The sequence below is a fragment of the Bradyrhizobium sp. B120 genome (assembly GCF_049075665.1).
In the GTDB taxonomy this organism is placed as follows: Bacteria; Pseudomonadota; Alphaproteobacteria; order Rhizobiales; family Xanthobacteraceae; genus Bradyrhizobium.
Map to the genome: position 1 here is coordinate 5,022,240 of NZ_CP185242.1, position 25,443 is coordinate 5,047,682.

General features: G+C 64.0%; 28 protein-coding genes. 8 read left to right on the top strand and 20 right to left on the bottom strand.

The window, feature by feature from the left end; translation table 11 throughout:
* Positions 1-287: 287 nt before the first annotated feature.
* The 4 genes from ACOIX3_RS23110 to psrA all read right to left on the bottom strand — a co-directional run bounded on the left by ACOIX3_RS23110 (position 288) and on the right by psrA (position 5,579).
* Positions 288-1,604 (bottom strand): MFS transporter, encoded by a 1,317-nt coding sequence (locus ACOIX3_RS23110; protein ID WP_420964420.1) that lies wholly within the window; start codon positions 1,602-1,604, stop codon positions 288-290.
* A 98-nt stretch (positions 1,605-1,702) separates the two neighbouring features.
* Positions 1,703-3,151: a phosphonoacetaldehyde dehydrogenase gene (gene phnY, locus ACOIX3_RS23115; RefSeq protein WP_420964421.1), complete on the bottom strand. Its 1,449-nt coding sequence runs from the start codon at positions 3,149-3,151 to the stop codon at positions 1,703-1,705.
* 24 nt (positions 3,152-3,175) lie between these two features.
* On the bottom strand, positions 3,176-4,423 hold the full coding sequence (gene phnA, locus ACOIX3_RS23120; protein WP_420971781.1) for a phosphonoacetate hydrolase: 1,248 nt from the start codon (positions 4,421-4,423) through the stop codon (positions 3,176-3,178).
* Positions 4,424-4,448: 25 nt separating this feature from the next.
* The gene (psrA, locus tag ACOIX3_RS23125) at positions 4,449-5,579 is read right to left on the bottom strand and encodes an iron-containing alcohol dehydrogenase PsrA (RefSeq protein WP_420964422.1); all 1,131 of its coding nucleotides are present in this window, start codon (positions 5,577-5,579) and stop codon (positions 4,449-4,451) included.
* Between the two features lie 80 nt (positions 5,580-5,659).
* On the opposite strand from psrA, the gene ACOIX3_RS23130 reads away from it, so the two are divergent.
* The gene (locus ACOIX3_RS23130; RefSeq protein ID WP_420964423.1) at positions 5,660-6,568 is read left to right on the top strand and encodes a LysR substrate-binding domain-containing protein; all 909 of its coding nucleotides are present in this window, start codon (positions 5,660-5,662) and stop codon (positions 6,566-6,568) included.
* On the opposite strand, the gene ACOIX3_RS23135 is transcribed toward ACOIX3_RS23130, so the two are convergent.
* Genes ACOIX3_RS23135 through ACOIX3_RS23150 form a run of 4 tightly spaced genes read right to left on the bottom strand, consistent with a single transcriptional unit; the run spans position 6,501 to position 9,167 of the window.
* Positions 6,501-7,703 (bottom strand): MFS transporter, encoded by a 1,203-nt coding sequence (locus tag ACOIX3_RS23135; RefSeq protein ID WP_420964424.1) that lies wholly within the window; start codon positions 7,701-7,703, stop codon positions 6,501-6,503. The two genes, ACOIX3_RS23130 and ACOIX3_RS23135, sit on opposite strands and share 68 nt — an antisense overlap.
* Positions 7,700-8,125, bottom strand: a complete 426-nt coding sequence (gene arsC, locus ACOIX3_RS23140) for an arsenate reductase (glutaredoxin) (protein ID WP_420964425.1) — start codon at positions 8,123-8,125, stop codon at positions 7,700-7,702. Before arsC ends, ACOIX3_RS23135 begins: the two co-directional genes overlap by 4 nt.
* Positions 8,122-8,808: an aquaporin gene (locus tag ACOIX3_RS23145; RefSeq protein ID WP_420964426.1), complete on the bottom strand. Its 687-nt coding sequence runs from the start codon at positions 8,806-8,808 to the stop codon at positions 8,122-8,124. Before ACOIX3_RS23145 ends, arsC begins: the two co-directional genes overlap by 4 nt.
* Positions 8,808-9,167: an ArsR/SmtB family transcription factor gene (locus ACOIX3_RS23150; RefSeq protein WP_420964427.1), complete on the bottom strand. Its 360-nt coding sequence runs from the start codon at positions 9,165-9,167 to the stop codon at positions 8,808-8,810. Before ACOIX3_RS23150 ends, ACOIX3_RS23145 begins: the two co-directional genes overlap by 1 nt.
* A gap of 49 nt (positions 9,168-9,216) precedes the next feature.
* Here ACOIX3_RS23150 and ACOIX3_RS23155 point away from each other — a divergent pair, with 49 nt between their 5' ends.
* The gene (locus tag ACOIX3_RS23155; protein ID WP_420964428.1) at positions 9,217-9,744 is read left to right on the top strand and encodes a DUF6428 family protein; all 528 of its coding nucleotides are present in this window, start codon (positions 9,217-9,219) and stop codon (positions 9,742-9,744) included.
* Positions 9,745-9,835: 91 nt separating this feature from the next.
* On the opposite strand, the gene ACOIX3_RS23160 is transcribed toward ACOIX3_RS23155, so the two are convergent.
* The 4 genes from ACOIX3_RS23160 to mgtE all read right to left on the bottom strand — a co-directional run bounded on the left by ACOIX3_RS23160 (position 9,836) and on the right by mgtE (position 13,221).
* A complete protein-coding gene (locus ACOIX3_RS23160; RefSeq protein WP_420964429.1) occupies positions 9,836-10,264 on the bottom strand; it encodes a DoxX family protein in 429 nt (142 codons plus the stop codon).
* 69 nt (positions 10,265-10,333) lie between these two features.
* Entirely contained in the window at positions 10,334-10,543 is a 210-nt protein-coding gene (locus ACOIX3_RS23165) for a hypothetical protein (RefSeq protein WP_420964430.1), read from the bottom strand.
* An 841-nt stretch (positions 10,544-11,384) separates the two neighbouring features.
* On the bottom strand, positions 11,385-11,705 hold the full coding sequence (locus tag ACOIX3_RS23170) for a helix-turn-helix domain-containing protein (protein ID WP_420964431.1): 321 nt from the start codon (positions 11,703-11,705) through the stop codon (positions 11,385-11,387).
* 94 nt (positions 11,706-11,799) lie between these two features.
* Positions 11,800-13,221, bottom strand: a complete 1,422-nt coding sequence (gene mgtE / locus ACOIX3_RS23175) for a magnesium transporter (RefSeq protein ID WP_420964432.1) — start codon at positions 13,219-13,221, stop codon at positions 11,800-11,802.
* An 84-nt stretch (positions 13,222-13,305) separates the two neighbouring features.
* Between mgtE and ACOIX3_RS23180 the strand changes: the two genes are divergently transcribed.
* Together ACOIX3_RS23180 and ACOIX3_RS23185 are read left to right on the top strand one after the other, a co-directional pair.
* Positions 13,306-14,121, top strand: coding sequence for a polysaccharide deacetylase family protein (locus tag ACOIX3_RS23180; RefSeq protein ID WP_420964433.1), 816 nt, complete (start codon positions 13,306-13,308; stop codon positions 14,119-14,121).
* A 95-nt stretch (positions 14,122-14,216) separates the two neighbouring features.
* The gene (locus ACOIX3_RS23185; RefSeq protein WP_420964434.1) at positions 14,217-15,596 is read left to right on the top strand and encodes a polysaccharide deacetylase family protein; all 1,380 of its coding nucleotides are present in this window, start codon (positions 14,217-14,219) and stop codon (positions 15,594-15,596) included.
* A gap of 8 nt (positions 15,597-15,604) precedes the next feature.
* On the opposite strand, the gene ACOIX3_RS23190 is transcribed toward ACOIX3_RS23185, so the two are convergent.
* The 3 genes from ACOIX3_RS23190 to ACOIX3_RS23200 form a co-directional block, all read right to left on the bottom strand.
* A complete protein-coding gene (locus ACOIX3_RS23190; protein WP_420964435.1) occupies positions 15,605-15,979 on the bottom strand; it encodes a hypothetical protein in 375 nt (124 codons plus the stop codon).
* Positions 15,980-16,597: 618 nt separating this feature from the next.
* On the bottom strand, positions 16,598-16,789 hold the full coding sequence (locus ACOIX3_RS23195; RefSeq protein ID WP_420964436.1) for a hypothetical protein: 192 nt from the start codon (positions 16,787-16,789) through the stop codon (positions 16,598-16,600).
* A 135-nt stretch (positions 16,790-16,924) separates the two neighbouring features.
* Complete coding sequence (locus tag ACOIX3_RS23200) at positions 16,925-17,821, bottom strand: bestrophin family protein (protein ID WP_420964437.1); 897 nt, start codon at positions 17,819-17,821, stop codon at positions 16,925-16,927.
* Between the two features lie 355 nt (positions 17,822-18,176).
* Between ACOIX3_RS23200 and ACOIX3_RS23205 the strand changes: the two genes are divergently transcribed.
* The 4 genes from ACOIX3_RS23205 to ACOIX3_RS23220 are packed head-to-tail and all read left to right on the top strand — an operon-like array spanning position 18,177 to position 23,033.
* Positions 18,177-20,441, top strand: a complete 2,265-nt coding sequence (locus tag ACOIX3_RS23205) for an FdhF/YdeP family oxidoreductase (RefSeq protein ID WP_420964438.1) — start codon at positions 18,177-18,179, stop codon at positions 20,439-20,441.
* Positions 20,442-20,494: 53 nt separating this feature from the next.
* Positions 20,495-21,907 (top strand): cytochrome ubiquinol oxidase subunit I, encoded by a 1,413-nt coding sequence (locus ACOIX3_RS23210; protein WP_420964439.1) that lies wholly within the window; start codon positions 20,495-20,497, stop codon positions 21,905-21,907.
* Between the two features lie 5 nt (positions 21,908-21,912).
* Positions 21,913-22,917, top strand: a complete 1,005-nt coding sequence (gene cydB / locus ACOIX3_RS23215) for a cytochrome d ubiquinol oxidase subunit II (RefSeq protein ID WP_420964440.1) — start codon at positions 21,913-21,915, stop codon at positions 22,915-22,917.
* On the top strand, positions 22,917-23,033 hold the full coding sequence (locus ACOIX3_RS23220) for a DUF2474 domain-containing protein (RefSeq protein ID WP_420964441.1): 117 nt from the start codon (positions 22,917-22,919) through the stop codon (positions 23,031-23,033). The genes cydB and ACOIX3_RS23220 overlap by 1 nt, the downstream gene beginning before the upstream one ends.
* 81 nt (positions 23,034-23,114) lie before the next feature.
* Here the strand turns inward: ACOIX3_RS23220 and ACOIX3_RS23225 are convergent, their stop codons facing one another.
* From ACOIX3_RS23225 to ACOIX3_RS23245, 5 genes are all read right to left on the bottom strand, one after another.
* Complete coding sequence (locus ACOIX3_RS23225; protein WP_420964442.1) at positions 23,115-23,411, bottom strand: Hsp20/alpha crystallin family protein; 297 nt, start codon at positions 23,409-23,411, stop codon at positions 23,115-23,117.
* 69 nt (positions 23,412-23,480) lie between these two features.
* Positions 23,481-24,446: a Dyp-type peroxidase gene (locus tag ACOIX3_RS23230; protein ID WP_420964443.1), complete on the bottom strand. Its 966-nt coding sequence runs from the start codon at positions 24,444-24,446 to the stop codon at positions 23,481-23,483.
* Positions 24,447-24,478: 32 nt separating this feature from the next.
* Complete coding sequence (locus ACOIX3_RS23235) at positions 24,479-24,673, bottom strand: hypothetical protein (RefSeq protein ID WP_420964444.1); 195 nt, start codon at positions 24,671-24,673, stop codon at positions 24,479-24,481.
* Positions 24,674-24,858: 185 nt separating this feature from the next.
* Positions 24,859-25,113 (bottom strand): DUF2171 domain-containing protein, encoded by a 255-nt coding sequence (locus ACOIX3_RS23240; protein ID WP_229165131.1) that lies wholly within the window; start codon positions 25,111-25,113, stop codon positions 24,859-24,861.
* An 89-nt stretch (positions 25,114-25,202) separates the two neighbouring features.
* Positions 25,203-25,430 (bottom strand): DUF2171 domain-containing protein, encoded by a 228-nt coding sequence (locus tag ACOIX3_RS23245; protein ID WP_420964445.1) that lies wholly within the window; start codon positions 25,428-25,430, stop codon positions 25,203-25,205.
* Positions 25,431-25,443 lie beyond the last annotated feature (13 nt).

Here is a 25,443-nt window from a genome sequence, read left to right on the forward strand (position 1 = left end):
TCTGCTTCAAGCCGCGTGCGGCCACAAGCACATTTTGCATTCTGCATGCAACGTTATATATAGTATTGATATTACTCGATATTATCGTACGCCAGCCTTGTTATTGATCAACCGTGGTGAGGAATTGGGCGTCAACTGATGTGCCCGCGTGAGCGATTTCAGGGAATTGGCCCGGCGTTGCGGCTCCAGCGATCGCGCGCAACGGTGTTCTACTCATTCCAAAAAAATAGTCCGCGCTTCCCGTGGGAGCGCGGACCTGTCGTGAGCCGCTTAATGCGGATCGCGCGTCAGCGGCGGATGAAGGCTGCCACCACCGCGCTGGAGGTCGCGCAGACCGCGACGACGAGGAACACCAGCGAGGTCTGGTTATGCTTGTCCATGAAGTGGCCGATGATCGGCTCGCCGAGACCTGCGAACAGATAGGCGAAGGAGTTCATCACCCCGGTCGCGGTCCCTGCCCGCTTGTGGCCGACCAGATCCGGGCACAGCGCCCAGAACGAGGATTGCGGGCCATAGGTGAAGAAGCCGCACAGGAACAGCACCGTCATGCCGAGATAGACCTCGGTGGTCGGGATCGCGTACATGCACAGCGCGGTGACCGCGGCGAGCACCATGTAGAGCACGATGGCGAGGTAGCGGCGCGAGCCGAACACCCTGTCCGAGACCCAGCCGTTGCTGAAGGCGCCCACCGCCATGCCGACCGGCAGCGCGATGCTGATCCAGCGCGGATCGATCGCCGAGGTGGCGCCGGCCTTGGCCCAGTTGCTGCCGAGGAAGTGCACGGGCACCCACACCAAAAGGCCGTAGCGCGCCGCGTTCTGGAATCCGATCGAGACGCCGGCGACCAAAAGGCGCCAGTTCGACAGCACCGCCTTGTAGCGCGCGAGCGAGCCTTCGTTGGCATCGACCGCGGCCTCGGTTGCGGTGACGTCGTCGGCCTCGTCATGCGGCGAGGCAAAGCCCATGTCCTCGGGCTTCTCGCGCGCGATCAGATAGAACGCGATGCCGCCGAGCAGCAGCAGCACCACCGGAATGCGGAAGATCCAGCGCCAGTCGAGCTGGAAATAGCCGACCACGACCAGCGAGGTGACGAACGACAGCACCGAGGCGAGCCCGGCCGCGAAGGTGTAGAGCCCGTAGACCGTGCCGCGCTCGTGGCGGCCCCACCAGTTCGACAGCAGGCGGCTGCCTGGCGCCCACCCCATCGACTGGAAATAGCCGTTGATGCCCCAGAACGCGGTGAGGCTGACGATGCCGGTCGAGAGGCTGGTGGCCCAGTTCATGATGAAGGAGAGGATCGCGCCCGCGCTCATCACGCGGCGGCCGCCGAACTTGTCGCCGAGATTGCCGTTGATGGCCTGCCCGACCGCGTAGCACCACAATAGTGCCGCGCTGGCCCAGCCCAGCGCTTCCTTGCTGACGCCGAACTCGGCCTGGATGCCGGGAATGGCGAAGCCGAAGGTCTGCCGCCCGGTGTAGAAGAACAAATAGCAGAACATCGCCGCGAACAGCATCCGCCACTGCGCGCGGCGGAACGATGTCGCAAGCTCCGGATTTTGGACTCCGACCGAGCCGACGCTCGCCGGACTGAACGTGATCGACATTGCAGCCTCCCCTGATGATTGTTTTGTTGTTCACCCTCGGGCCGCCGCGCCGTTCTTGTTGCGCGCGTGCGGCCCTCCCTTCGGATCGACGCGCGTCCCTAGACCGGCCAGGGCAGCGAATAGGTCTTGACGTTGGTGAAGCTCTTGATCGCCTCCTGCACGCCTTCCTTGTAACCAAGGCCGGAGTCCTTGATCCCGCCGAACGGCGACATCTCGATCCGGTAGCCCGGCACTTCCCAGACGTTGACGGTGCCGACGTCGAGCTCGTTGACGAACCGCGTGACGTAGTCGAGCCGGTTGGTGCAGACGCCGGACGACAGGCCGAACGCGGTCGCGTTCGATATCCGGATCACGCTCTCGATGTCGTTGGGCACGCGGATGATCGGGATCACCGGACCGAAGGTCTCCTGCATCACCAGCTCACTGGTGTAGGGAATCCGGTCGACCACGGTCGGCGGATACAGCGCGCCCTTGCGGTCGTTGCCGTGCAGGAGCTCGGCGCCGTCGGCGACCGCGGCGTTGACCCTGCGCTCGAATTCCTTCGCTGCGCCCTCATGGATCACAGTGCCGACATCGACCGTCGGGTCCATCGGATCGCCGCACTTCAGGGTGCGTGCCTTCTTCAGCACAAGGGCGGCGAAGTCGTCGGCAACCGCCTCGACGCAGAGGATGCGCTTCACCGCCGTGCAGCGCTGGCCGGAATTCTTGGTCGCGCCGGTGACCGCGAGCTCGGCCGCCTTCTCGAGGTCGGCGTCCTCCATCACGATCAGGGGATCGTTGCCGCCGAGCTCGAGCACCAGACGCTTGTAGCCGGCCTTGTCGGCGATGTGCTTGCCGACCCTGACCGAGCCGGTGAACGTCACGAGATCGGCGTCCGGATCGGTGATCATGGCGTCACCCATCGAATGCGGATTGCCCGTGACCACCGACAGCATCTCCGGCGGCAACCCGGCTTCATAGAGCACGTCGGCGAGCGCGAGCGCGGTCAGCGGCGTCAGCTCGGTCGGCTTCAGCACAACGCGGTTGTTGGTCGCGATCGCCGGCGCGATCTTGTGGCTCACCATGTTGAGCGGATGGTTGAACGGCGTGATCGCCGAGATCGCGCCGAGCAGCGGCGTCCGCGTCGTGAAGATCTTGCGCGCCTTGCCCTGCGGGCTGATGTCGCAGGAGAACGTCTCGCCGTCGTCCTTGATCGCAAGCTGGCCGGCAAAGGAATAGACGTCGTAGGCGCGGCCGGCCTCGTAGAGCGAGTCCTTCCAGCACAGGCCGGACTCGGCCGTGATCAACCGCGCGAATTCCTCCTTGCGGCCGGCCAAAATCTCGGCGGTGCGCAGCAGGATACGCTGGCGCTCGTAACGCGTCAGCTTCGGCTTGAACGCCGCCGCTTTGGCGAACGCGCTGCGCACATGCTCCGGGCGCGCCGCCGGGACCGTGCCGACGACCTTGTTGGTATAAGGATTGAAGATCTCGACATGCTCGTCGGTGTCAATGAGGCTGCCTGCGATGCGCATCTGCTCGTGGCGAACGGCCGGGCTCTGGATGTTCATGGTGGTATCCTTAAGGTCCGGATGTCACTGGAAGCGGTTAAGCGCAACGTCGAAGGCGTCGAAGTTGCGCAAGGCGTGACCGGCCGGCAGCGCGATCTTGCGGTTGGCGATCAGCGGCACCCGCTGCTCGGTCAGCCCGCCATGCGAACGCAGCGGCTCGGTCAGCCCGGACAGATCGTGGCGAGACTCGCTGGTGCCGAGCACCTTGTGCCTGGTCGAGATCACGACGATGTCGCCGATCCGGTCGGGCGGCAGCTCGAACCGGGCGCAGGCATCCTTGCGCGGCAGCGCCACCTCGACGCCCTTGATGTCGCGCAGCCGCATCAGCAGCGTGTCGACGTCGGCGCCATCGGGCGTATAGATCGTCGCGAACGAGCCGAGCGAGCCGTGATGGGCGACATAGGGATCGGTAATCGGCAGGATCACCCGCGCGGCACCCGTCCCCATCCAGTCGTCCATAACGTCCTGGAGGTAGATCACGTCAGGCTTGCCGTCGGGCAAGAACTTGTCGTTCATGCCGTGGTCGGCGGTCGCGACGATGTTGCAGCCGAGCGCATCGAGCTTGGCCAGATAGCCGTCGATCATCGCGTAAAAGTCGTTGGCGACCTTGGTACCGGGCCCGACCTTGTGCTGGACGTAGTCGGTGGTCGACAGGTACATCAGGTCCGGACGATAGCGCTCGACCAGCTTGACGCCGGCCGCGAACACGAAGCGCGACAGATCGGCCGAATAGACCTCGGGCAGCGGCAGGCCGACGAAGTCGAGCACATTGTCGATGCCGTTGGCCGCCCTGGTGGCCTGGTCGGCTTTCTCCGACGAGAACGCGATGGCGCGGCCGCTCGCATAGTCGAGCCCGTAGGCGAGCAAGGTGCGCAGCTTGTCCTTGGCGGTGACGGCGGCGACCTTGTAGCCTGCGTCATGGACACCGGCCAGGATGGTCGGCGCGCGCAGGAATTTCGGATCGTTCATCATGACTTCGACGTCGTTCGCCGTGTCGTAGAAGTAATTGCCGGCGATGCCGTGCACTGCGGGCGGCCGTCCAGTGATGATCGAGAGGTTGTTGGGATTGGTGAAGCTCGGGATCACGCTGGCGGCATGCACATGCGCGCCCTCCTTCATGAAGCGCGCGAAGGTCGGCGCAACGCCGGCCTCGATCGCTTGCTCGATATAGCCGGGCTCCGAGCCGTCGAGGCAGATCACGACCGTCGGCCGCGTCGGCGCGTCGTATTGCCGTCCATTGACAGTGATGGTCTTGCGATTGTCCTGCATGATATCTCTCCGTATCACTGGGCCGTCGTCACGCGCTCGCCGCGCTCGGCATCCGCAGCGTCTGCGATGCCTCGATCAGCCGTTCCTTCGAGCCCAGGAAGTTGCGGCCGCGCTCGCCCTCGAGCGAATCGGCGATCAGCGCGTGCCACTCGCTGCGCTCGATCCTGTAGGCGCCCGGATCGCAGGAGATGCCGAGCCGCGCCATGAAATCCTCGAGATCGTCGGCCGCACGCGCCAGATCGGCGCCAAAAATCTGCCGGAGGCTGTCCTCGCAAAGCCCGCCCGCCCCCTTGACGCTGCGCAACACCATCGGCAGCGAGAACGAGCAAGCAATGCCGTGCTGCACGCCGTGCCGCAGCGTGATCGGATAGGACAGCGAATGCGCGATCGCGGTCTTGGTGTTGGAGAACGCGAGGCCAGCGAACAGCGCCGCCTGGGCCATGCGGCTGCGCAGCTCGAGATTGCCGAGGTCATTGGCGAGCCTCGGCAGCACGTCGAGGACACCGCGTGCCGCAGCCACCGCATGGTTGGCCGACACCGGGTTGTTGTTGACGTTCCAGATGCTCTCCAGCGCGTGCGACAGCGCATCGAGCCCGGTGCTGATGGTGAGAAGCTGCGGCTTGCCGAGCATCAGGCGCGGATCGATCACCGCATGGGTCGGATAGAGCGACGGACGCGCCAGCGAGTATTTCTTGCCGTTGGCCTCGTCCCACACCGTGCCCCAGCACGTCACCTCGCTACCGGTGCCCGCGGTGGTCGGCACCGCGATGATCGGAATGGCGGACAAGCGATCGGCGCCCTGCTGCGTCTCCAGATAGGTTTTGACGGTCGCGAAATCGCCGCCGGCAGCCGCGAATACCTTTGCGGAATCGATCACCGAGCCGCCACCGAGCGCGACGATCACTTCGGGCTGCCTGGCAAGCGCGGCAAAGCGCGCGGTCTGCTCGGTGAGCAGGCGGTAGTCCGGATTCGGCGCGACGTCGCGAATGGTCAGGACCGAAGGACCCGCCGCAGCGCGCAGCCGCCGCTCGAGCTCGGCGAAGACCGGCTCGCCATAGGTCACCAGCGCATAGTCGCGCTTGCCGATCAGTGCCGGCAGCTTGTCGAAGCTGTCGGCTCCGAATTCGACTCTTACCGGGTTGGAATAGCTCCAGTCCATTCGCGCGTCCTCCATTTGGCGCGAACGTACGGCGCCGGCTGGTATTGACAAATTCATTCTTCGGATGCGTTCTATTGATTATGTCAATAGTATTCAGCCAGCTTCGCGCCTTCCATGCAGTCGCCGCGCATGGCGGCTTCACCGCGGCGTCACGCGTGCTCAACGTCGGGCAGCCGACGCTGACCATTCAGGTCAAGGAGCTGGAAGAGACCTACGGCGTCGAGCTTCTGGTCCGCAAGCCGCGGCACACCGAGCTCACCGAAGCAGGCAGCGCGCTGTTCGAGATCACCCGCGGCATCATGACGTTCTGCGACGAGGCGCACGAGCTGTTGGCCGCGCACGGCAAGGCGACCAAGGGGCATCTAAGGGTCGCGACCGTCGGGCCGTTTCATGCCACCGAGATCATTGCCGCGTTCAAGCGCGATCACCCCGAGGTGCAGATCTCGACCCTACTCGGCAACTCCGAACGCACCCTCCGCCACATCGTCAATTTCGAAGCCGACGTCGCGATCCTGGCGGAGGTCCCGGAGGATCCGCGCGTCACCATGATCCCCTACCGCACCCACCGCGTGATCGTGTTCGTCAACCGCGATCATCCCTGGTTCAAGCGGAAATCGGTCAAGCTGCGCGAGCTCGCCGACCAGCCCATCGTGCTGCGCGAGCGGGGCTCCACCACCCGGCGCGCCTTCGAGGCGACAATGCAGGCCGAGGGCATCAGGATCGAGCCGGTGTTCGAGATCGAAAGCCGCGAAGGCGTGTGGAAGGCGGTCGAGCGCGGGCTCGGCATCAGCGTGGTCGCCGACTTCGAATTCGTGCCGCACCCGAACCTGCGTGCGCTCGAGATCAGCGACCGCACCATCAAGACCCAATACAGCATCGCCCATCACAGCGGCCGCGGCCACTCGCCGATCATCAAGGCCTTCATCGAGACGGTTCGGCGGATGAAGGGTCGCGACGCGACTGCGAGGGGATCTTCGGCTCGGCCTTGAGTGCGAACAATGCCAGCAGCGCAGCCAGACTGAGGGCCGATGTGACCGCGAACGTATAGCCGCCGAGCGGTGCGATCAGGAATCCGAACGCCAGCGGCGCGATCGCTTGCGACAGTCGCGATGGCGCGCCGAGCAGCCCCAAGCGGTAGCCGTAATCCTTCGGACCGAAGATCGCGAGCGGCAGCGTGCCGCGCGCGATCGTCAGGATGCCGTTTCCGGCGCCGTGCAGCAGCGCGAAGATCCCAGCGAAGCCCCCGCCGAACAGGCCGATGACGCAGGCGCCCAAGGGGTGCGTGATGCAGGCCAATCGCGCCGACCAGAGTGGATGGAAGCGCTTCAGCAGGCTCGCTTCGACAATCCGTGCCGCCACCTGCGCCGGGCCGATCAATGCGCCTGCCGCGATCGCCTGGGTTTGCGTCGCGCCCAACGCCTCCAGAATTCGCGGCAAATGCACCGCCATCGCCGACGTGACGCTCCAGGCGGCGGCGAAGGCAAAGGCGAGCAGCAGCATCGCGCGGTCGATCGGTATATGCGGCTTTGGCGTGTCGGCTGCGATCCGATGCTCGCTCTTCAGTTTGGGGATCAGGAAGGCGTTGAGCGGCAGGCAGATCAGAAGGTGCGCTGCCGCCCAACCGAAGCAGGTCCAGCGCCAGCCGATGGTCGCAAGGCCCCACGCGCTGAGCGGCCAGCCGATCGTGCTGGCAAACCCGGCGATCAAGGTGATGCCGGTGATGGAGCGGCGGGCGGAGTTGCCATAGATGCGCCCGAGCGCCGCGAAGGCTGCGTCATACAGGCCAAGGCCCATGCCGACGCCGAGCAACAGCCAGCTTGCGGCCATCAGAACCATACCCTGCGAGAGCCCGAGCAGGATGAGGCCGGACGCCAGGATCAGGTTGGACGCACAGAGAACTTCGCGCCCGCCCATGCGGTCGATCTGACGGCCGACGCGCGGACCGAGCAGTCCTGAGATCACGAGCGCCATCGAGAATGCGGCGAACAGCCAGTTCGTGGATATGCCGAGGTCCCGCGCAATCGGGTCCGCGAGAATGGCCGGCAGATAGTAGCTCGACGCCCAGGCCAAGGTTTGCGTCGTGCCGAGCGCGACGATCAGAACATTATCTGCACGGCGGCTCATTCAGCGCGCGCACCCGGCGTCCTCGGCGGAATCACTTCGCCGTCTTCCTTTACGAACCGGCCGATGTCGGCAACGGCGAGGAGATCGAGGACGGCCTCAGACGGCCGGCACAACTTCACGCCTTTCGGCGAGACGACGATGGGCCGATTGATCAAGATCGGATGCGCCATCATGAAATCGATCAATTCGTCGTCGCTCCATTTCGGATTGGCAAGGTCGAGCGCGGCATAGGGCGTGCCTTTCTCGCGGAGCAGCGCGCGCGGCGTCATGCCCATGGCAGCGATCAGCGCAATCAGCGTGTCGCGCGAGGGAGGCGTCTTGAGATATTCGACGATCTCGGGCTCCTCCCCGCTCTGGCGGATCATTGCCAGGGTGTTGCGCGACGTCCCGCAATCGGGATTGTGGTAGATCGTGATCGTCATCGGACTGCTTCCTCGGTGGCTTCGGCGCCCCGCACGAGCCAGCTCATGAATGCCGCCGCGACCATGGCCCCCAAAACCTCGGCGACGATGAATCCCGGCAGATCCTGCGCGCGGATGCCGGAAAACGTATCGGTGAACGATCGCGCGATGGCAACGGCCGGATTGGCGAACGACGTGGATGCGGTGAACCAGTACGCGGCCGTGATGTAAAGCCCGACCAGCCATGGAATTGCGGCCTCACGAAACCGGAGGCCACCGATGATCGTTGCGACCAGTCCGAACGCGGCGATGAATTCCGCAAACCATTGCGGAAATCCCGTCCTTGCCTTGGCCGAGAACTCCAGGAGCGGCAGGCCGAACATGGCATGCGCGACCATGGCACCGAGGATTCCCCCCAGCACCTGCGCCGCGATGTATTGCGCGGCATGGGGTGGGCGGAGTTCGCCCTTGAGCATGAAGACCAGCGTGACCGCCGGATTGAAATGCGCGCCGGATATTGGTCCGAGGATCGTGATCAGCACCACCAGGATGGCGCCGGTCGGAAGGGTGTTACCGAGCAGCGCCAACGCCACGTCCTTGGTCAACGTCTCGGCCATGATGCCGGAGCCGACGACGGTTGCGACCAGAAGCAAGGTGCCGAGGCCCTCGGCAACAAGACGCCGTGGCAGGTCGAAGGCGCGCATCAGGCACGCGCCTTCTTCTTGGCCGACGCAGGTCTGCACTCGGCATCGGCGAGCGACGGCGCGCAGATTTCCGGGTGGCCCGCACAGCAATCCTTCATCAGGAAGGCGATGAGATCGCGGAGGCCAGTGTAATCCGCCGAGTAGATGATCGAACGCGCCTCGCGACGCGGCACGATCATGCCGGCATGCTCGAGGTCCTTCAGATGGAAGGACACGTTGGATGGCGATACTGCGAACGCCTCGGCAATCGCCCCTGCTGCCATGCCATCCGGACCGGCCTGCACCAGCAGCCGCACGATCCGCAGCCGCGTTTCCTGCGACAGCGCGGCGAAGGCGGTTCGGGCTTGACGCTCCTCCATCTTTCGATAATCCTACAATTAAAGAATCATTGAAATGAGGATAGCAGCCATGACCACGCTTGCCAATACCCGATCGACCGTCGGCGCCCTGCTCGCGGTGGAAGAGCTTTCATCTGCCGCCCTCCTCGCCAGCCTCGAGGCGCATAAGGAGAAGCCGCTGATCTTCAGTTACGACGGCCGGGATGTCCGCCCCAGCTACCACGTGACCGAAGTCAAAACCGGCTCATTCAGAGGGCTCGATTGCGGCGCCAACCCCGAGAGCTGGAGCGAGACCTTCATTCAGCTCTGGGACATCGAAGAGGAAAACCGGGGCCACATGCCGGCCGGGAAGTTTCTCGCGATCATCCGCAAGGTCGACGAGGCCGTCGGTTTCGATCCGCAAGCCAAGCTGACCTTTGAAGTCAGCGATGGCGTCCGGCCGATGCAAATCTATCGCGCGGAACGCATGGCTACCGGCGACGCCGCGATCCGCGTCTATCTCTCGGCGCGTCCATCGAGCTGCAAACCGCGCGACCGGTGGCTGCAGGAACAGCAGTCGTGCTGCGCGCCCAAAGCCAAGCAGCCTTGCTGCGGTTGATGGAGTTTTGGCAAATGCCCGTCCCGCGAAAATGTCACGATATCGCGGGCACGGGTTGATCACGCAAGCGCGGGGGCTGATTGCGAAACCATCAGGCAGCCGTCGGTTGAAGCCGACGCTCCCAGGGCAGCTTGGGGACCTTTAACGCGAACGCCCCATCACCCAGCAACGCCTGGACGGCCAGCATGATCGCCCACACCAACGGCATCTCCCAGCCCGCTTCCGTGAACCAGTAGCCCTTTCGAAGCATCCAGAAGTGGGTTGCGCCAAGCATCATGGGGATCGTGTAGATGCTCACCCAGCGCGTATAGATGCCGAGCAGCAGCAGAAGCGCCGATCCGAATTCGGCGCTTAAGGCATAGGCAAGAACCCATTCGGGATAACCGAGTTTGGAAAGGCCGTTCCACCACAGGCTAATCGGCTTGAGCACGCATTTGCCGTAGAGATGGGCAATGAAAAGTCCAGCAAGCGTAACGCGCAGCAAAAGGGCAGCATAAGGCGCAGTTCTCTGATCGATCATGCGTACCTCCCAAATAGAAGTCTGTCGCAATCGCAGAACAACGATGACCAGCAGCGCCCCGGTCGCGAGCTATCCGTCCCCATCGAAGCGAGCCAATGCTCCCTCGATGAGCTCGATCTCCTCGGAGAGAGTCTCATTCACGACTGATGGCTTGAAACCGGGAACGCTGTGCGTTCGAACATCGTCCAATAGTTGTTGGCGATGGTCTCTGAGCTGTTCCAGCGCCTGACGATTCTTCAGCGACACGTAGCCGGCAATGATCTGCTCGATGGCCTTCATGGGGAAATCCACGCTTTAAATAAGAACGTATTTGCAATCCTTCGATTAAAGCGGCCAAACCGCCTTGCTGGCAAGCCCCATGAGATTGGGCCGGGAGCGAAGGCCCCGTTGCGACCGGCCCGCACAGAAATTGCCAATCACTGAGTTGCCCGACGGCGCAAGGCCCCGCGATGAAAATATTTCGCTTTATCCGAAGTGAAACTCAGGGTATGGTTCGCCCGTCTCGCCCGATCGAGGGGCGCTTCGCGATCGTCACGAACGCGGGTCGAGATGCGGTGGACGTTGATGCCACGACTGACGAGTGTGGCTGAAGCGGACGGTGAAGTCGTGTGGTCCTGACGCCCTAGCGGCAGGTGTCCTCTCGCAAGACGCGCAAGCGTTTTGCGAAGGCGGTGACAAGCAAGCCCAGTCTCGCCGGGGAGAGCACGAAGTAAGCCGTAACCCATCGCGCAGGGAAAGCCGGAGTTCCCGGTTACACCTGTGGTCCTACCCCCGTGCTTTCTACCTTTTGCACGGGGCCCATGGGTGCGATCGGCACCCGGCTTTCCCTGCGCCCTCTTCAAGAGCGAGGGCGGAACGAGAAACCAAAGCTCGGGCAAATCATGTCGCGAGAATGCCGAAGTTTGACTCGCAGATCCTGCAACACACTCGCTGTCGTCCCTGCGAAAGCAGGGACCCATAACCACCAATGGCTATTGTTGCACGATGGTGGAACGACGAATCCTGTTCACAACACGGGCCGCGGCGTATGGGTCCCTGCTTTCGCAGGGACGACACCGGTGTTGTGGCCTGCAAGCGTGATCCATTGGACGACAATGAGCGTCGCACGCTGTGTACCCGCTCAGGCCGGCGTCGGCTCGCTCGACAGCGCGGCGAACACCGTCTCCGGCGAATGGGCGATCACCGCGAGCAGCGCGCGGGCGGGTCCCCGCGGGGCGCGCTTGCCCTGCTCCCAGTTGCGGATGGTTTCCACCGGCACGCCGAGCTTGGCGGCGAATTCGAGCTGGGTGAGCTGGGCCCGGCGGCGCAGATCGCGCACGGCCGGTTGCGAGGCCGTAGGCTGCATCGCCGCCTCGGCGGGATGCGCGGGCGCGAGCGGGATTTCCTGCCCATCGCGCAATTCGACGATCCGTCCGTCCGCCTTGAGCCGCAAGCGCTGCATGATGGCCCCCGTGATGGCCCCCTTGAAGATAGGACCATCATCCGCCAACCCCGTTAAGGCGCGATTAACGATAAGCCCGCCCGCAGGCGCCGACCTAGTTCAATCCGAACCACAGCGTGGCGATGCCGAGGAACGAGAAGAAGCCGACCACGTCGGTGACGGTCGTGACGAAGGTGCCGGAGGCAACCGCGGGATCGGCGCGCACCCGTTCCAGCACCATCGGAATCAGGATGCCGCCGAGCGCACCGGCGACCAGGTTGCAGATGATCGCAAGCCCGATCACGATGCCGAGGCCGGGGATCTTGAACCAGGCCACCGTGGCGATGCCGGTGATGACGGCAAAGGCGAGGCCGTTGACGAGCCCGACCATGGTCTCGCGGAGCACCACGCGCGTCGCGTTGAACGCGCCGAGCTCGCGGGTGGCGAGCGCGCGCACCGCGACCGTCATGGTCTGGGTCGCGGCATTGCCGCCCTGGCTCGCCACGATCGGCGCCAGCACCGCGAGCGCCACCATCTTCTCGAGCTGGCCCTCGAACAGGCCGAGCACCGAGGAGGCCAGGAACGCGGTGGCGAGATTGACCAGCAGCCAGTTGAAGCGGCCGCGGGCAATGGTCCAGACGGTGTCGGACAGCTCTTCAGGATGGGTGACGCCGCCCAGCGCCTTGAGGTCCTCGTCGGCCTCCTCCTCGATCACGTCGACGACGTCGTCGATGGTGATCACGCCGACCAGCCGCTCGGTGGTGTCGACCACAGGAGCCGCGACCAGATTGTACTTGCCGAACATCCGCGCGACCTCTTCCTGGTCCTCCAGCGCGGAGACCCGGCGACGGTCCTCGTCGATCAGGTCCTTGACTGGAACCGGGCGGCGGGTGCGCAGCAGCACGTCGAGCGGCACGGCGCCCAGCAAGTGCTTGTCGGCGTCGACCACATAGATCTCGTAGAAGCGGTCCGGCAGATCGGGCGTGTCGCGCATGTAGTCGATCGCCTGCCCGACGTTCCAATCCGGCGGCACCGCGATGAACTCGGTCTGCATCCGCCGGCCGGCGGAATTCTCCGGATACAGCAGGCTGCGCTCGATGTCCTCGCGCTCGGCCGCCGGCAGCTTCTCCAGGATCTCTTCCTGGTCCTCCTCGTCGAGGCTTTCCAGCAGCTCGACGGCGTCGTCGGATTCGAGCTCGCGGACACCCTCGGCAACGGTCTCCGGCTCGAGTTCCTCGAGGATCTCCTCGCGGACGGTCTCGTCGACCTCGTTGAGCGCCGAGAAGTCGAAGTCCGTGCCGGTGATCTCGACCAGGGTGACGCGGTCGTCCGGCTCCAGCGCCTCGATCAGGTCGCCGAGATCGGCCTCATGCAGTTCCGCCACCACCTCGCACAGCAAGGGCCGGTCGGCGGCGTGAATGGCCCGGGTGATGCCAGCGACGAATTCGGGGCGGAGCTGGCCCTCCTCGTCCCGCATCGGCATCCGGGCGAGCGGGTCGGTGTCGGCGGGTTCGGCAACGTCGATATTCTCGGCCATGCCGTGTTTCGCCGGTTTGACAGGAGGGGAAAAACTGCTCTGATGAGTGCGGAACGGATTACCTAATCGGTGGGGCCCTGTGCAATGAGAAAGATGTCGAGCGCACCGCGACCGATCCTGAACATTGTCGCGGCGCTGATCGCGCTCGCACCTATCGCGCTGATTAGTTCGGCGAAGGCCGCCGAATGCCCGCGCAAGGACGCACTCGGCACCTCGCGCGTGCTCGAGGTCGACCCTGCGACCTATCCGCGCGTCGGGCAGAAGAGCTTTCCGCAGACCCTGCCGCTGCGGGATGGCGAAGTCGTGCTGACCTTCGACGACGGGCCGACACCTGGCGTCACTGACAAGGTGCTGACGGCACTGGCAACCGAATGCGTGCAGGCCACTTTCTTCTTGGTCGGCCGCAATGCGGCCGATCATCCCGACATGGTCCGCAAGATCGCGCGGCTCGGCCACAGCATCGGCTATCACAGCTGGGACCATCCGCATCTCAACAAGATGCCGACGGATCAGGCCGAGGCGAACATCAATCGGGGGATCGAAGCGGTCCAGACGGCCCTGCGCGGAACCGCGAGCACGGTCCCGAGCACGCCGTTCTTTCGGTTCCCCTATTTCGAGTCGACGCCCGCCCTGCTCGATCGCATGGAAAAGCGCGGTATCGCGGTGTTCGGCGCCGATTTCTGGGCCAGCGACTGGAACAAGATGACCCCCGAGGAGGAACTCAAGCTGCTCACCGGGCGGCTCGAGGGCCATCGCAAGGGAATTATCCTGCTGCATGACCCGCAGATGCGAACAGCCGAGATGCTGCCCGCCTTCCTAAGGTACCTGCAGGAGCATAATTATCACGTCGTCCACATCGTCCCCGCGGCGATGAAGACCGTGTCTGACCGGACACATTGAACCCGGCACCCAAGGTGGATTACAGACCGTTAAGGCGGCATTCATGAGGCCGCACCTAAGGATTCGTCAGTGCGTTTGGAATGCGGCCGAGATCCATGATTGCAGACGTCCTGGTGATGACCCGGAAGCGGTCGCGGACCGTAATCGGCGCGGCGCTGCTGGGCTGCTGCTTCATGACGCCGCAGGCCGCCCTCGCCGCGGATTGCCCGGGCAACCCCAACGCACTCGGCACTTCGCGGACCATCGTCGTGGATCCCACGGAGCATCCGCGGATCGGCACCATGCAGTATCCGGAGACGCTGCCGCTCGCCGATCACGAGGTGGTGCTGACCTTCGACGACGGGCCGCTGCCGAAATACAGCAACCAGGTGCTGGCCATCCTCGCCAGCCAGTGCGTCAAGGCGACCTTCTTCACCATCGGCTCCCAGGCCCGGTTCAATCCGGAGGGTGTGCGCAAGCTGGTCGCCGCCGGGCATACCGTCGGCACCCACAGCCAGAACCATCCGTTGACGATGAACAAGATGCCGCTCGAGCGGGTGCGGCAGGAAGTCGACGACGGCATCGCCTCGACGCTCGCCGCGCTCAACGGCGACAAGAGCAAGCTCGCGCCGTTCTTCCGGATTCCCGGCCTGATGCGCGCCGAGATCCCCGAAGCCTATCTGGCATCACAGGGCATCCAGGTCTGGAGCGCCGACTTCCCGGCCGACGACTGGCGCCACATCTCACCGCAGCGGGTCTACGATCTCGCGATCCAGCGGATCGAGGCCAAGCACAAGGGCATCCTGCTGCTGCACGACATCCAGCCGCGCACCGTCGCGGCGCTGCCGCGCATCCTCAACACGCTGAAGGAGCGCGGCTACCGGATCGTCCATGTCGTGCCCGCGACAGCGGACCGCCCGGCGACGCCGACCGAGCCGCAGCAATGGTTCATGCGTCCGCCGACCGAGACGGTCGCGATCACGCGCTGGCCCAAAATTCCGAACTTCGTCTTCACCGCGACACGGACGCTGCCGGCCCCGGTGTTTGCCGATATGGATTGGCGCGATGCCGACGTCCTCGATCACGCGCAGCGCGCGCGCGTCGGCGCATCCGTCCGCACGCTGTGGCCGCAGCCGCAGCTTACCCAGACCGCGTCGGTCTCGACATTGCCGATCCCGGCGGCTGACGTGTTTCGCGTTCCCGAAGCGCTGGACCTGACCCTGCTCGCGGCCCGCTCGGCGGCCGATCGCCGTCTCGCACAGCGCGCGACGGCTGCTGCCCCCGGCGTCGGCGCACCGCGCGCACAGGCGATCTCGGCGCGCCAGGCCAGGCACCCGAAGCAGGCCGCGCATCAGATCCCCGCTGCGGCTCACGGTCGGCTTCACGGCGCGCCCTTGCGTGTCGCGCCGCCAGCCGCGAGCAATGCGTCGGTCCACGTCGCCAAGCGCACCCCGCGCGCCGAGGCCTCGGCGGCCAGCAAGCGCGTGCCTGACTAGAGCGCGATCTAGCTGACGACGATCTTGGCGACGCAGAGCAGGATCACCAGCGCCAGGAAGAAGATGTCGATATAGGATTTGATCTCGCCGGCATGCCTGAGCGCGGTGACATCGGCGACGATCTGCTTGCGCGAGGCCATGGCATTGGGCCCCTCGCCGGCCGCAGCGGCGAGCCGCCGCGTCTCGCCTTCAAGGCGCTCGATACGCTGGAAGAAATAGAACGAGCGCAGGCCCGAGAGGGCATGCATCGTTGCATAGACCAAGACGAGGATCGCGACCGTCGCGCGCTGCTCGTATTTCTCCAGCAGGTTCAGCGTGAAATAGACCAGTCCCAGGAACACGAAGTTGGAGAGGACACGGTAGGCGTAGCTGGCAAAAATCATCGAGGTCTCCGGGTGGGGCAGGCTTGCGGCCGCGCGATCGGGGGAGGCTGCCGCCTCCGGTCGGCAGCGCCAAACCAGCAAGGCCACGCATCCGCGAATCTACCCGACCGCTGTTACAGGACCGCATCGACCGGCGCTCCACGTCACCCGCCGGCACCCGTTGGACCTGCCCCGTGCGCGGGGTAGGCACGGCCAGCGAGCTGGCTATGGCTCGAAAAGTCCAGCGATTTCAAGGATCAGCTGAGGTGTGGTGCGCTCGGAGGGCGGTCGCATTTATTGCGATATCAAAGAGTTACCAAGGTTTGCCAAACCATAAGGTGCATTCCGAGCCTAAAAAGTTTCGTTCAGAAGGCGCCACGATGCCTCTCCCCAAAAGGCCCCTCCGCGCCTGCAAACCGGTCCGAGGCTCCCCGGCTCATACCAAGCATCCGGCTGATGATGGCTGTAGCGGACGCTCTTTGGCCGGCCCTGAGCGCCTGTTCAGGATCTCGCAAGCAGCAACAAGTGCGTCGCGCGCAATGCCGAGCTCGATGCTGCTATCGCCCACTGGACGCCCCGCGCAACGCTTTTGTGAGGCACGCGCTCGGCATCTTCATTGCGAATGAAGCTGTCCCGAGCCTAATCGGCGTCGTCGAGAGGCGGTCGGCTCGCATGAAAGCCGTGCGCGTCCGCGAACCGTAGCGCCTCGACGATCATCGTCTTCATTGCCTCGGGTCCGTCATCGTGCGTGATCTCATACTCCAGGAGGAACGAGGCAAACGCATCTTCATCGATCTTTTCGAGCGCGTCGGCGAGTTCATTCATCGTCATAGGAGACCTCCTGGACCTCGATCCCACTCGGATAGGCTCATCCAGTATATGCTCACGGCAACCATCGTATGAAGGTCGAGGCGTTGCGCGATCGAAGGGAATCTCGCGGTGACCTGCCTGGGTCGGAGGTTCCGCCTACTTCAGCACATTGTCGCGCGCCTCGATCGGCGCGGGTAGATCCCGCTCGCCAAGCAGGAACAGCATTTCGCGCTCGATCATGCGCCGCATCGCATCCAGCGGGAGAGCGTTAGGCTCCAGTCCGAACGGATCCTCGAGTTGATGGCCGAGCGCGTCGAGGCCGAAGAAGGTGTAAGCGACCAGCAAGACCGGCAGCAGCGTCCACCAGTCCAGCGATCCGGCAAGCGCGAACGGCAGCGTCACGCAGAAGATCAGGGCGGTTCGGTGCAGCAGCAGGGAATAGGCGAACGGCACGGGCGTGGACGCGATGCGTTCGCATCCGCCTTGCACGTCGGAGAGCGCGCTCAGCTGCCCCTCGAGGACGGAATAGTGGATCGGCTCAATCCGGTCCCGCTTCATCAATGTCAGGCACTGTGTTCCGATCTGGTTGAGCACGATATTGGTCGGGTTGGGCCCGCCTGACGCGGCATCGATCTCGCGCCAATGCCTGATCGCCGCCAGTTCGTCCTCGCCGCGCAAGCGGGCTGCCAGTCCGGCGCAGAAGCCGCACAGGTCGCGGAGGAGCACGCGCCGCTCGTCATCCTCGAGGGTGGAGGTCTGACGTGCGAACGAGCGACAGGCGATGATCAGCTTGCCCCAAAGCTCCCGGCCTTCCCACCAGCGCTCATAACAGGCGCTGTTGCGGAAGCTCATGAAGACCGACAGCGCGATGCCGATCAGCGTAAAGGGAACGGCGCTGATCCGCGCAAAGATGCCCGGATGCTCCATTGCGGCGAGCACTGCCAGCACGCTGATCAGGGCAATCGCGACCAGATGCGGCGCGATCCGCGGCAGGATCGAGCCGTTGACCGCAAACACGATGTCCCTGAAGCCGGGCTTGGAGCGCACAATCATGTCGACCTCCGCGGCACGCAGGAGCCCTCCTCGAGATTGCAGCTCGAGCCCGGCGCCGCGCGCGTGTCGTCACCGGCGATGCCGAGCACATCGGTCGCCACGATCAAGTTTGGACATCGTCGGAAGCGACCTTCCGACATGGACGATTGGTGGTTCACGCAGTCTCCCCGATTCAACGGGGCGTACTGAAGCAACCTCCGCGCCAATTTCGGAATGAAGTCCGCTCAGTCACTTAGAGCGCGATGCGCTTTCGATGTCGGACATTTTGTCCGCGCAAAAGGACAAAATGTCCATAGAAATCAATATGATAGCATGATCTACTTCTGGCATCGCGGATGACTGGGGAGTGCTTGCAATGACCGACCACAAGCCTCGTTACAAGGCCTATCATCATCCTGCGGGCGGCTGGGGCGCAGCCGGCGCAACCGCCAAGGTGCTGCTCGAGCAGAGCGTCGTCACCAAAGGATCTCGCGCGTTGCTGGCGATGAACCAGCCGGGCGGCTTCAAATGTCCGAGCTGCGCTTTCCCCGACCCTGACTGCAAGAAGACGCTGGAGTTCTGCGAGAACGGCGCCAAGGCGCTGGCGTTCGAAGCAACCAAACGCAGGGTCACGCGGGAGTTCTTTGCAAGCCACACCGTGTCCGAACTCATGGAGAAGTCGGACTACTGGCTTGAGATGCAGGGCCGCCTGACCGAGCCGATGCGCTATGACGCAGCTTCCGATCGCTATGTGCCATGCGAGTGGGACGAAGCCTTCACGATGATCGGAGATCACTTGCGTGCGCTGGAGAGCCCGCACCACGCCGAATTCTACACCTCGGGACGCACCCCCAATGAGGCAGCCTTCCTGTACTCAATCTTCGTCCGCGCGTTCGGCACCAACAACTTCCCCGATTGCTCGAACATGTGCCACGAGCCGACCAGCCGCGGCCTGCCTCCCGCGATCGGCGTCGGCAAGGGCACCGTGGTGATGGAGGACTTCGAGCACGCCGAAGCCATCTTCGTGATCGGGCAGAACACCGGCACCAACTCGCCGCGCATGATGACCAATCTGGTCGAGGCGCGAAAGCGCGGCGTGCCGATCGTGGCCGTCAACCCGATGCCGGAGCGCGCACTGATCCGCTTCACCGAGCCGCAGGATGTCATTCAGATGGCGACCTTCGGATCGACCCCGATCGCCAGCGAGTTCGTTCACATCAAGATCGGCGGCGATCTTGCCCTGTTCAAGGGCATGATGAAGGTGATGTTCGAGCGCGAAGCACAGGGCGAGAAAGTCCTCGATCACGACTTCATTCGCGAGCAGACCGTCGGATTCGATCTGGTCCGGAAGGATGTTCTGGCCCAGTCGTGGCCCGAGATTGTCGAAATTTCCGGCATCGAGGAGGCACAGATCCGCCGTTGCGCCGAGATTTACATGCGTTCCAGGGCGACAATGATCTGCTACGGGATGGGACTGACCCAGCACCAGGAGGGATCGCGGCTGCTTCAGCAAGTCGTGAATCTGCTGCTGATCAAGGGCAATTTCGGCAAGCCCGGCGCCGGCATCGCGCCGATCCGCGGCCATTCCAACGTCCAGGGCGACCGCACCGTCGGCATCGACGAGAAGCCGACCAACGACTATCTCGACCGCGTGCGCGACGTCTTCGGCTTCGAACCGCCGCGCGGACACGGCCACCACACCGTCGAGACCGTCGAGGCGATGCAGAACGGCACTGCCAAGGTCTTCATCGGCATGGGCGGCAACTTCGTCCGCGCGGTCCCCGATACCGAGCGGTCGTATGCTGCGATGAGGAAGCTCGCCCTGACCGTCGGCATCAACACCAAGCTCAATCGCGGACATCTCGTCCACGGGCGTGATGCGCTGATCCTGCCGGTGATCGCGCGGTCCGAGGCTATCTACACCTTGGCCGGCGAGCAGTTCGTCACGATCGAAGACTCGATGTCCACCGTCACGGCTTCGCGCGGCGTGCTGGCGCCGGCAAGCCCCGATCTGCTCCCGGAGGTCGAGATCGTCTGCCGGATGGCGCGCGCGACGCTTCCCGGCAGCAAGATTCCGTGGGAGAGCTACATCGAGGACTACAGTCTCATCCGCGACAAGATCGCGGAGGTCTATCCCGAGATCTACAGCGACTTCTCGGAGAGAATCAGACGGCCGCAAGGCTTCCACCTCGACGTGCCGCCGCGCCGGCTGGTCTGGCCGACCCCCAACGGCAAGGCCAATTTCCTGCTGATGCCCGGCCTCGAGGTCAACGCTCCGGTGTCCGATCCGGCGATGTTGCGATTGGCGACAGTCCGCTCGCACGACCAGTTCAACACCACGATCTACAGCTATAACGACCGCTATCGCGGCGTCTACAACGACCGCATGGTGCTGTTCATGAACGCCGATGACCGGGCGGCGCGAGGGCTCGCTTCGGGCGCGCGCATCGCGCTCGAGACGATCAGCGATGACGGCGTGCAGCGTCGGGTCGAAGGTCTCACGGTGCTGGACTATCCGATGCCGCGCGGTGCGGTCGCGGGATACTATCCCGAGCTGAACCCGCTGCTGCCGCTCGAATATTACGACAGGATCAGCGGCACGCCGGCCGCCAAATCGATTCCGGTTCGTGTCGTCGCCTAGCGGGCGGCGACTGCACAGATTGCGGAGAGCTTCGGTTTCATAGGGAGGCAACATTGCTTGGGCAACTCGACCCGGTAATCCTGGCACGCGCGCAGTTCGCGTTCACCGTCTCCTTCCATTTCATCTTCCCGGCCTTCTCGATCGGGCTCGCAAGCTACCTGATGGTGCTGGAGGCGCTCTGGCTGAAGACCGGAGAAGGCGTCTACGCCAATCTCTACCGCTACTGGCTCAAGATCTTCGCGGTCACGTTCGGCATGGGCGTGGTGTCGGGCGTCGTCATGTCCTACCAGTTCGGCACCAACTGGTCGGTGTTCTCCACCAAGGCAGGACCGATCATCGGTCCTCTCATGGCCTACGAGGTGCTGACAGCGTTCTTCCTCGAAGCCGGCTTCCTCGGCGTCATGCTGTTCGGCATCAGCAAGGTCGGCAAGGGCCTGCATTTCTTCGCGACCTGCATGGTGGCGCTCGGCACGCTGATCTCGGCGACCTGGATCATCGCGGTGAACAGCTGGATGCAGACGCCCGCGGGCTTTGCGATCAACGCCAAGGGACAGTTCGTACCGGCCGGCTCCTGGCTGCCGATCATCTTTACCGCGAGCTTTCCATTTCGCCTCGTCCATACCGTGATCGCGGCCTATCTCACCACCGCCTTCGTCGTCGGCGCCGTCGGTGCCTGGCATCTGCTCAGGGACCGCAACAATCCCGGCGCGCGCAAGATGTTCTCGATGGCGATGTGGATGGCCGCGATCGTCGCGCCGATCCAGATCCTGGCCGGTGACGCCCATGGGCTCAACACGCTGGAGCACCAGCCGGCCAAGGTGCTGGCGATGGAGGGCGACTACCAGCCGAGCCCCAATGGTGCCCCGCTGATCCTGTTCGGCTTCCCGAGCAATGAGGAGGCGCGCGTCCGTTACGAGGTCTCGATACCGCACATCGGATCGCTGATCCTGAAGCATGATCCATATGCGCCGCTTCAGGGCCTCACCGACTTCCCGCGCGAGGACTGGCCGCCTGCACATATCGTGTTCTGGTCGTTCCGGATCATGGTGGCGCTGGGATTTGCGATGCTCGGTGTCGGCCTCTGGAGCCTCTTCGCCAGGGTGCGCGGCAAGCTCTACGACTGGCGCTGGCTGCATCGCGTCGCGGTTGCGATGGGACCGGCCGGCTTCATCGCCGTGATCGCCGGATGGGTGACGACCGAAGTCGGCCGTCAGCCCTTCACGGTGTACGGCCTGCTGCGCACCGCGGAATCGCATTCGCCGCTCGCGGCACCCGCGGTTGCCGCCTCGCTCGTCGCCTTCGTGCTGGTCTATTTCAGCGCCTTCGGGGCCGGCACCTATTATCTGCTGCGGCTGATGGCCAGGCCGCCGGAGCGGAAGGAGCCCGAGTTGCCGAACCTGCCGCAGCGCGCGGCTGGCATCACGCCGGCGGCGGGTGTCGGGGCGCCGCTGACGGCCGGGGAGTAAACGCCATGATCAGCATCGACCTCACCATCTTCTGGGCGGCGGTCATCGGCTTCGCCGTGATGGCCTATGTCGTGATGGACGGCTTCGACCTCGGCATCGGCATCCTGTTCCCGAGTTTCGCGGTCGGCGACGAGCGCGATCAGGCGATGAACTCGATCGCGCCGGTGTGGGACGGCAACGAGACCTGGCTCGTGATGGGCGGCGGCGGGCTGCTCGCGGCTTTCCCGCTGGCCTATGCCATCCTGCTTCCGGCGACCTATCCGCTGATGATCGCGATGCTGCTCGGCCTCGTGTTCCGCGGCGTCGCATTCGAATTCCGCTGGCGGGACGCGGGCCACCGCGCGCTGTGGGACATGGCCTTCTCGCTGGGCTCGGTGGTCGCGGCACTGGCACAGGGCATCACGCTCGGCGCGATCCTGCAGGGCGTCCGGGTGGAGAATGACGCCTATGCCGGCGGCTGGCTCGACTGGCTGAGCCCGTTCAGCCTGCTCACCGGGATTGCAGTCGTCATCGGCTATGCCCTGTTGGGCGCGACTTGGCTGATCTGGAAGACCGAAGGAACCAGCCAGCGTCACGCGCGCCGCCTCGCCTTCTGGCTCGGCCTCGGAACCCTCGCAGCGCTTGCGGCGGTGAGCGCGATGACGCCGTTCCTGCATTACGATTACTGGCGGCGCTGGTTCGCGCTGCCCGGCGTGCTGCTCACGGCGCAAGTGCCGCTGCTCGTCGCGATCTGTGCGGCGACGCTGTTCTGGGGCCTCAAGCGCGATTTCGAGCGGCTGCCTTTCGCGATGGCACTCGCGCTGTTCCTGCTCGGCTTTCTCGGTCTCGGCATCAGCATCTATCCCTATATCGTCCCCCGCGCGGTAACGATCTGGGATGCGGCTGCGCCGCCCGAGAGCCAGTCCTTCATGTTGGTCGGCGCGCTGGTCATCGTCCCGGTCATCCTCGCCTATACGGGCTGGGCCTATTGGGTGTTCCGAGGCAAGGCCGGCGTTCACGGATACCATTGATGGAGAACCAGCTTCCGCTCTGGAAGCGGCTCGCCTGGATGGCCGCGATCTGGGCCGCGAGCGTCATCGCGCTCGGGTTGGTCGCCGGCCTGATCCGCTTCGTCCTGACGGGCTGACGTGCCGCAACGGAAAGATGAATCGGTCGGCGTGCGTGACGACGAACCGGTCAGCGATCCGTCGGTCAGATCGCGGCGCGGTCAGCCCTGCTCTCGGGTCTTCCGCTTCGGCAGCCGCACCGTCAGCATGCCACCATCGAAATCAACTCGCATTTGATCGAGGTCGACCGGACACGGCAATCGCATCACGCCCAGAAATCTGAACGAGCGTCCCACGCGGCAATGGCCTTCCGGCTTGTGCCGCCCGAGGCTCGGTTCGGCGAGAATGGTGAGCACCTCATCGTCCACCATGACCTCGATCTCGTCTTCGCTCAGACCAGGCAGCTCCGCAAGGACCACTACATCGCGTTCGTCTTCGTACACATCAAGGTCAAGCATGCGCGGACTGTGCGGTTACGAGACTGCCTCGATTACCCCGTCGCCATGTCGAAATTGCACGGATTTCCATCATTTGGATTGGGCAGCCGGCACCTTCGACGCAAGTTCCGGCTCGACGTCGTCGAAGAAGCTTGCCGATGGCACGAAGAACAATGCGCCGGTCACGGCGCGGCTGAAGTCCAGCAGCCTGTCGTAGTTTCCCGGCGGCCGGCCGACGAACATGTTATCGAGCATCTGCTCGATACGATGCGGCGATCGCGCGTATCCGATGAAATAGGTGCCGAACTCGCTCTTTCCGAACTCGCCGAACGGCATGTTGTCGCGAACGATCTCCAGCTGCTCTCCATTCTCGACAATCGTCGTCAGGACGTTGTGCGCATATGGCGCCTTCGCAGCGTCCAGTTGCTCGATGTCGGAGAGCTTGTGTCGACCGATGATGTTTTCCTGTTGCTCGACCGGCACTGCATTCCAGCGCGCCAAATCGTGCAGATACTTCTGCACGATGACGTAGCTTCCGCCGGCGAAGGGCGCATCCTCCTCGCCGATAACGGTTGCGCGTTCGGCGTCGGCGCCGACGGGGTTTTCCGTCCCATCGACAAAGCCCATCAGATCGCGGTCGTCGAAGTATTTGAAGCCGTGCACCTCGTCGACAACGGTCACGACGTTCCCGAGCCGTGACATGATCTGCGCTGCGAGCTCGAAACACATATCCATGCGAGCGGACCGGATATGGAAGAGAAGATCGCCCGGCGTCGAAACCGCATGATGCACGCCGCGGATTTCCTGAAACGGATGCAGATCTTTCGGTCGCGGCGTGCCAAACAGCCGGTCCCAGACGTTGGAACCTATGCCCATGACGCACGACAACCGCCCCTCGAGGTCACGGAAGCCGACGGCCCGTAACAGCGAGGACAGGTCGGCGCAGAGACCACGCACGGCGACGTCGCTTTCAGGTCCGGAATTGACCGTCACGACCAGGAAAATGGCCGCCCGCGTGAGACGCGCGACGACCGGTTGCGGAACAGCAGACGGCACACTTTGCTCCTTTGGTGACCTCTGAGAGCTCTCTAGTCCATATCCCGAAAAGCGTGCCCGTCAGCTCTCACGCCCAAGATGACGCTCGAGGGCACCAGGTCCTGGGCACAGGTGCCGTCGAACACCCAATCGCCCTTGTCCGCAAGGTCAGGGAGATCTGCGCCCTTGCGTACATACAGTCCGATCGCCGGCTTCTTCACATTGATGTAGAGATCGTACTCTTCCATTTTACCAACCTTTCTGAAACACCAGGCCTATCGTCCGCCGCTCCGGGATCGCGCATGCGACGCGCCGGAGCACAGGCGTCATGACGTCAACAGCTTGCACGGGAGCGCCGGCTTTCCGCGTGCGCCTGCCCGGCCCAGGCCGGACGAGCCGTCTCTCGCATCCGCGCGAGCGATATGACCGGCAGTCACAGCTTGACCGGCCGCCCCGACTTCTCCTCTTCCAGCGTGACGGCAATATCCGCATTGGCGGAGAGGCGAACCTTGTCGCCTTCGACACCCGCTACGAAGCCCATTTCGATGTAGTGATGATGGCCTTCGTGATGAGCAAAACTGTCGGACTTCTTGAGCTTGATGCGATCGCCCTCGACACGATCGACTGTGCCGACGTGAACGCCGTCCGCGCCGATGACTTCCATATTCCCTTTGATCTGGTCCGCCATGAGTTGGTTCTCCTGTTCAATTTCTGACTAGTCCGACATTGTCTTCGGCGTCCCGGGAGACGTCGACAACCTCCCCTGCCGCTACGCCATCAGTCCTCGAAAAGCCTGGCGATGTCGGCGTCGCAACAAAGCCGAACCTTGTGGCCCTCGATGTTGTTGACGAGATCGAGGCCGATATAGTGGTGATGCTTCTTGTGCGGACCGCCGTCGCGCTTCTTGAGCTTGATACGATCACCCTCGATGCAGTCCACCCTGCCCAGATGATCGCCATCGAAGCCGACGACCTCCATGTTCTCCCTGATTTCGTCCGTCACCATGCTTTCCTCGTCA